Genomic DNA, 7,500 nt, shown 5'->3' on the forward strand with positions numbered 1-7,500 from the left:
TTGGAAAATATCTCTGATTTATGGAATAGTGCCTTAAAAGAATTAGAAAAAAAGGTAAGTAAGCCAAGTTATGAGACATGGTTAAAATCAACAACTGCTCATAACTTGAAAAAAGACGTATTAACTATTACAGCTCCAAATGAATTTGCTCGTGACTGGCTAGAATCTCATTATTCAGAACTAATATCCGAAACACTTTATGATTTAACAGGGGCAAAACTGGCTATTCGTTTTATTATTCCCCAAAGTCAGGCAGAAGAGGATATAGATCTCCCTTCTGTTAAGCAAAAACACGCACATGATGAGTCGAATCACTTACCACAGAGCATGTTAAACCCAAAATATACATTTGATACATTTGTTATTGGCTCTGGTAATCGTTTTGCACATGCTGCCTCTTTAGCTGTAGCTGAGGCACCGGCTAAAGCTTATAATCCGCTCTTTATTTACGGGGGCGTTGGGCTTGGAAAAACACATTTAATGCATGCAATTGGGCATTATGTAATTGAACACAACCCGAATGCAAAAGTTGTATATTTATCATCTGAAAAATTCACAAATGAATTCATTAACTCAATTCGTGATAATAAAGCTGTCGATTTTCGCAATAAATATCGTAATGTAGATGTCTTATTGATAGATGATATTCAATTTCTTGCTGGAAAAGAACAAACACAGGAAGAGTTTTTCCATACATTTAATGCGTTACATGAAGAAAGTAAACAAATTGTGATTTCAAGCGATAGACCACCAAAAGAAATCCCAACTTTAGAAGATCGCCTTCGTTCTCGCTTTGAATGGGGGTTAATTACGGACATTACGCCACCAGATCTAGAAACTAGAATTGCAATTTTACGTAAAAAAGCAAAAGCAGAAGGCCTCGATATACCAAATGAGGTTATGCTTTATATTGCAAATCAAATTGATTCTAACATTCGTGAACTAGAAGGTGCACTTATTCGAGTTGTAGCCTATTCATCTTTAATTAATAAAGATATTAATGCTGATTTGGCAGCTGAAGCACTTAAAAATATTATTCCAAACTCTATACCTAGAATTATTTCTATTTCCGATATTCAAAAGGCTGTTGGGGGCGTCTATCAAGTAAAGTTAGAAGATTTCAAAGCAAAAAAACGTACAAAATCCGTTGCATTCCCTCGCCAAATTGCGATGTATCTATCACGTGAACTTACGGACTCATCTTTACCAAAAATAGGTGAAGAATTTGGTGGCCGCGATCATACAACAGTAATCCATGCTCACGAAAAAATTTCGAAGCTATTAAAAACGGATACTCAATTACAAAAACACGTTGAAGAAATTAATGATATTTTAAAGTAGTAGTAGCTGAATAGTGTGAATAACTTACCTTATTTTACGCACAGTCTATCCACATGTAGATAGACTGTTTTTACATCTTTAAATGGGATTATCCACATATCCACAAGCCCTATTACTATTACTACTACTTTTTTATCTTTATTAAATAAATAAAATCTTATACTTACCGGAGGTTTTTCGTTATGCGTTTTACAATACAAAAAGACTATCTTGTAAGAAGTGTACAAGATGTAATGAAGGCAGTTTCTTCTCGTACAACAATCCCAATTCTTACAGGGATTAAAGTTGTAGCGACTGAAGAAGGAGTTACTTTAACAGGTAGTGATGCAGACATCTCTATCGAATCATTTATCCCAGTTGAAGATGCTGGAAAAGAAATTGTGGAAATTGAACAATCAGGAAGTATTATTTTACAAGCAAAGTATTTTAGTGAAATCGTAAAAAAATTACCTAAAGACACTGTCGAAATTTCTGTAGAAAATCATTTTATGACAAAAATAAAATCTGGAAAATCAGAGTTCAACTTAAACGGTTTAGATGCTGCTGAATATCCGTTATTACCACAAATCGAAGAACATCATGTATTTAAGATTCCAACAGATTTACTAAAGCACATGATTCGTCAAACTGTATTTGCAGTTTCAAGTTCTGAAACAAGACCGATCTTGACAGGTGTAAACTGGAAAGTATATAACAGTGAGCTAACATGTATTGCAACAGATAGTCATAGGCTAGCACTTCGTAAGGCGAAAATCGAAGGGTATAATATTTCTGAGGAATTTCAATCAAATGTTGTTATTCCTGGTAAAAGCTTAAATGAATTAAGTAAAATTCTAGATGAGTCTGAAGAAATGGTAGATATCGTTATTACGGAGTATCAAGTATTATTCCGTACAAAACATTTATTATTCTTCTCAAGATTATTAGAAGGAAATTATCCAGATACAACACGTTTAATTCCAGCTGAAAGTAAAACTGATATTTTTGTAAATACAAAAGAATTTTTACAAGCTATTGATCGTGCTTCACTATTAGCAAGAGATGGTCGTAACAATGTTGTGAAATTATCAACATTAGAACAACAGATGCTAGAGATTTCTTCGAATTCGCCAGAAATCGGAAAAGTAGTGGAAGAGGTTCAATGTGAAAATGTAGATGGAGAAGAATTAAAAATATCTTTTAGTGCAAAATATATGATGGACGCATTAAAAGCTTTAGATAGTACAGAAATTAAAGTTAGTTTTACTGGGGCGATGAGACCGTTCTTAATTCGTACAGTAAATGATAATTCCATTATCCAATTAATTTTACCGGTCCGTACTTACTAAGTACGGATTAAGGGTTGCTAGTTTAAAGGTACTAGTGACCCTTATTTGATTTGTAGGGTATTACTTTCCTAATGCTAGTTTATTTAGTACAATGAAAGAATGAACACTTTCAGAAAGTGAGCGATTTTATGAAACTTATTAAGATTTCAACAGAATACATTACACTAGGACAATTTTTAAAGTTAGCTGATGTAATTGATACAGGTGGCGCCGTGAAATGGTTCTTACAAGAATATGAAGTATACGTGAATCAAGAACTTGAAAATAGAAGAGGCCGAAAGTTATATGCAAATGATATTGTTGAAATTCCGGGAAGCGGAACTTTCCAAGTTCAGGCATAAAGGGGGATCCCTTTGTTTATTACAGAAATAAAATTAAAAAACTATCGCAATTATGAGCATTTAGAGCTTTCCTTTGAAGATAAAGTCAATGTAATTATTGGTGAAAATGCGCAAGGGAAAACGAATCTGATGGAAGCTATTTATGTATTGGCGATGGCGAAATCACATAGAACTTCGAACGATCGTGAACTCATTCGTTGGGATGAGGATTATGGTAATATAAAAGGTAGATTACAAAGGCGAAATAGTTCATTGTCCTTAGAATTAAATATTTCAAAAAAAGGTAAAAAGGCAAAGTTAAATGAGTTAGAACAACAAAAATTGAGCCAGTATATTGGTGAAATGAATGTTGTTATGTTTGCCCCAGAAGATTTAAATCTTGTAAAAGGAAGCCCTCAAGTACGAAGACGCTTTTTGGATATGGAACTTGGACAAATAGCTCCGGTCTATTTGTATGAATTAAGCCAATATCAAAAGGTACTCACGCAACGAAATCATTTACTTAAGAAGATGCAAGGGAATAGTAAAAATGAGGAAACGATGTTGGATGTATTTACACTTCAACTTATTGAGCATGGTGCGAAAATTTTGCGAAAACGTTTTGAGTTTTTGCATTTACTACAAGAATGGGCCGCTCCAATTCATCGCGGAATTAGCAGGGGATTAGAGGAGTTAGAAATCGTTTATAAACCCAGTGTAGATGTATCAGAATCAATGGATTTGTCGAAAATAAAAGAAGTATACTATGAAAGTTTTCAATCTGTGAAACAACGTGAAATTTTTCGTGGTACAACTTTACTCGGTCCTCATCGTGATGATTTACAATTCTTCGTTAATAGTAAAAATGTTCAAGTCTTTGGTTCACAAGGACAACAACGAACAACCGCACTATCCCTAAAATTGGCTGAAATTGAATTGATATACTCAGAGGTTAAGGAATATCCAATCCTTTTACTAGATGATGTGTTATCAGAATTAGATGATTATCGTCAATCGCATCTGCTAAATACAATTCAAGGAAAAGTACAAACCTTTGTGACAACGACGAGTGTCGACGGAATTGAACACGAAACATTGAAAGAAGCGAAAACAATTCATGTAACGAACGGCACGGTAGATTGTGAAATAGACAGAAAATAATTTCTGTTTAAATGGAAAAGTAGGTGATCTTTGTGTCAATGGAACAAAAGCAAATGCAAGAAAATGCATATGATGAAAGTCAGATTCAGGTGTTAGAAGGACTGGAAGCGGTTCGTAAGCGTCCTGGTATGTATATCGGTTCTACAAGTGGAAAAGGTCTTCATCACCTCGTGTGGGAAATAGTTGATAACAGTATTGACGAAGCTTTAGCGGGATATTGTGATGAAATTAATGTCAGCATTGAAGAAGATAATAGTATTGTTGTAACAGATGATGGTCGTGGTATCCCAGTTGGTATTCAAGAGAAAATGGGACGTCCCGCTGTAGAAGTTATTATGACGGTCCTTCATGCTGGAGGGAAATTTGGCGGTGGCGGTTATAAAGTCTCCGGTGGTTTGCATGGAGTAGGTGCCTCTGTTGTAAATGCTTTATCAACAGAATTAGAGGTATTTGTACATCGAGATGGAAAAATACACTATCAAAAATATGAACGTGGTATCCCGGTCGCGGATTTAAAAGTAATAGGTGAAACTGATCGTACGGGAACGATTACACGCTTTAAGCCAGATGCAGAAATTTTTACAGAGACGACAGAATACGAATTTGATACATTAGCTACTCGTATGCGTGAGTTGGCGTTTTTAAATCGTAATATTAAATTAACAATTGAAGATAAGCGTGAACATAAGCAAAAGAAAGAGTTCCATTACGAAGGTGGAATTAAATCTTATGTGGAACATTTAAATCGTTCAAAACAACCAATCCATGAAGAGCCTGTATATGTTGAAGGTTCAAAAGATGGAATTCAGGTTGAGGTTGCGCTTCAGTATAACGAAGGATATACAAATCATATTTACTCATTTACAAATAATATTCATACGTATGAAGGTGGTACACATGAGGTAGGATTTAAAACTGCCCTAACACGTGTAATCAACGATTATGGTCGTAAAAATAACATTTTAAAAGATGCGGATAGTAATTTAACTGGTGAAGATGTTCGTGAAGGTTTAACAGCAATCGTGTCAATTAAGCATCCAAATCCACAATTTGAAGGACAAACAAAGACGAAACTTGGAAATAGTGAAGCGAGAACGATTACAGAGTCTGTATTCTCAGAGGCATTTGAAAAGTTCTTACTGGAAAATCCTAATGTTGCACGTAAAATTATAGATAAAGGGACTATGGCAGCACGTGCACGTGTAGCGGCTAAAAAGGCTCGTGAATTAACGCGCCGAAAGAGTGCGTTAGAAGTTTCAAGTTTACCGGGGAAATTGGCAGATTGTTCTTCTAAAGATCCGGCAATTAGCGAAATTTATATCGTGGAGGGTGACTCTGCGGGTGGATCTGCAAAACAAGGACGCGATCGTCATTTTCAAGCGATTTTACCACTGAAGGGTAAAATTATTAACGTTGAAAAGGCACGTTTAGATAAGATTTTATCTAATGATGAAGTGCGTACAATTATTACAGCAATCGGTACAAATATTGGTGGGGATTTTGATATTGAAAAAGCCCGCTATCATAAAGTTATTATTATGACGGATGCCGACGTGGATGGTGCACATATTCGTACCCTATTATTAACGTTCTTCTATCGTTATATGCGTCAAATAATTGAGTGTGGTTATATATATATTGCGCAACCACCATTGTTTAAAGTACAACAAGGTAAAAAAATTCAATATGCTTATAACAATAAAGAACTTGAACAAATACTAGCTGAATTACCAGCTCAACCTAAGCCCGGGATTCAGCGTTATAAAGGTCTAGGGGAAATGAATCCAACTCAGCTGTGGGAGACGACAATGGACCCAGAAGTACGTTCGTTACTTCAAGTTTCCCTTCAAGATGCGATTGAAGCGGATGAAACATTTGAAATTTTAATGGGTGATAAAGTAGAGCCGCGTCGTAACTTTATCCAAGAAAATGCAAAATACGTGAAAAACCTTGATATTTAAGTGAGTAATGACAGGAATCTAAGTATTCCTGTCTTCTACATATAAATCAATGTATGTGTAACGGAAATGTAAGAGGAGGTGCTCGTTGATGTCAGACAATCAACAACAAGCACGAATTCGAGAAATTAATATTAGTCATGAAATGCGTACCTCATTTTTAGATTACGCAATGAGTGTTATCGTATCCCGTGCATTACCCGATGTTCGTGATGGATTAAAACCAGTTCATCGTAGGGTTTTATATGCGATGAATGATTTAGGAATTACAGCTGATAAAGCATATAAGAAGTCGGCGCGTATTGTCGGCGAAGTAATTGGTAAGTATCACCCGCATGGTGATTCAGCTGTTTATGAAACGATGGTACGTATGGCGCAAGATTTTAGTCAACGTTACATGCTTGTTGATGGACATGGTAATTTCGGTTCTGTTGATGGAGATTCAGCGGCAGCAATGCGTTATACAGAAGCAAGAATGTCTAAGATTTCTATGGAATTAATACGCGATATTACAAAGAATACAATTGATTATCAAGATAACTACGATGGTTCTGAAAGAGAACCAGTTGTATTACCAGCACGTTTCCCTAACTTATTAGTAAATGGTACGACGGGTATTGCGGTTGGTATGGCAACAAACATTCCACCGCATCAACTTGGAGAAGTAATTGACGGCGTGTTGGCATTAAGTCATAACCCTGATATCACTATCGCGGAATTAATGGAATATATTCCTGGTCCAGACTTCCCAACATCAGGTTTAATCTTAGGGCGAAGTGGAATTCGAAGAGCTTACGAAACAGGCCGCGGTTCTATTATACTTCGTGCTAAAGTTGAAATTGAAGAGAGAGCAAATGGGAAACAATCTATTATCGTAACAGAACTACCTTATCAAGTTAATAAGGCGCGATTAATTGAAAAGATTGCAGAATTAGTTCGTGATAAGAAAATTGAAGGTATTACAGATTTACGTGATGAATCGGATCGAAATGGTATGCGTATTGTTATGGAAGTACGTCGTGATGCCAATGCAAATGTACTATTAAATAATCTATATAAACATACAGCACTTCAAACAAGTTTCGGTATTAATATGTTGTCTCTTGTAAATGGAGAGCCACAAGTCTTAAATTTAAAACAAAATCTATATTATTATTTAGAGCATCAAAAGGTAGTAATTCGTAGACGTACTGCTTATGAATTAGAGAAAGCAGAAGCGCGTGCTCATATTTTAGAGGGATTACGAATTGCTTTAGATCATCTAGATGAAGTTATTACTTTAATCCGTAGTTCAAAAACAGCTGATATTGCAAAACAAGGTTTAATGGAACGTTTCGGCTTAAGTGAGAAACAAGCACAGGCAATTTTAGATATGCGTTTGCAACGTTTAAC

The 7,500-nt window shown here is 35.5% G+C and carries 6 protein-coding genes (1 of these 6 only partly in view); all 6 read left to right on the plus strand.

Going from position 1 to position 7,500, the window contains the following annotated elements:
• Nucleotides 1–1,341, plus strand: a complete 1,341-nt coding sequence (gene dnaA / locus QUF93_RS02400) for a chromosomal replication initiator protein DnaA (protein WP_002123558.1) — start codon at nt 1–3, stop codon at nt 1,339–1,341.
• A 182-nt stretch (nt 1,342–1,523) separates the two neighbouring features.
• Complete coding sequence (gene dnaN, locus QUF93_RS02405; RefSeq protein WP_289357783.1) at nt 1,524–2,669, plus strand: DNA polymerase III subunit beta; 1,146 nt, start codon at nt 1,524–1,526, stop codon at nt 2,667–2,669.
• A 128-nt stretch (nt 2,670–2,797) separates the two neighbouring features.
• Entirely contained in the window at nt 2,798–3,010 is a 213-nt protein-coding gene (yaaA, locus tag QUF93_RS02410; protein ID WP_002016484.1) for a ribosome maturation protein RlbA, read from the plus strand.
• Nucleotides 3,011–3,022: 12 nt separating this feature from the next.
• Nucleotides 3,023–4,150, plus strand: a complete 1,128-nt coding sequence (recF, locus tag QUF93_RS02415; RefSeq protein ID WP_289357784.1) for a DNA replication/repair protein RecF — start codon at nt 3,023–3,025, stop codon at nt 4,148–4,150.
• Between the two features lie 38 nt (nt 4,151–4,188).
• Complete coding sequence (gyrB, locus tag QUF93_RS02420; protein ID WP_289357785.1) at nt 4,189–6,111, plus strand: DNA topoisomerase (ATP-hydrolyzing) subunit B; 1,923 nt, start codon at nt 4,189–4,191, stop codon at nt 6,109–6,111.
• A gap of 88 nt (nt 6,112–6,199) precedes the next feature.
• On the plus strand, nt 6,200–7,500 hold the 5' portion of the coding sequence (gene gyrA, locus QUF93_RS02425) for a DNA gyrase subunit A (protein ID WP_088060718.1). Its footprint extends 1,171 nt past the window's final position; only the first 1,301 of its 2,472 coding nucleotides appear in the window; it begins with the start codon at nt 6,200–6,202; the stop codon falls past the right edge of the window.

Origin of the sequence: Bacillus hominis (assembly GCF_030348325.1) — a bacterium.
GTDB classification, from domain to species: domain Bacteria; phylum Bacillota; class Bacilli; order Bacillales; family Bacillaceae_G; genus Bacillus_A; species Bacillus_A hominis.

What these genes read in the sequence shown, in the direction of transcription:
- gyrB (WP_289357785.1), top strand. Translation starts at nt 4,189, where the DNA reads ATGGAACAAAAGCAAATGCAAGAAAATGCATATGATGAAAGTCAGATT.
- yaaA (WP_002016484.1), top strand. Translation starts at nt 2,798, where the DNA reads ATGAAACTTATTAAGATTTCAACAGAATACATTACACTAGGACAATTT.
- dnaN (WP_289357783.1), top strand. Translation starts at nt 1,524, where the DNA reads ATGCGTTTTACAATACAAAAAGACTATCTTGTAAGAAGTGTACAAGAT.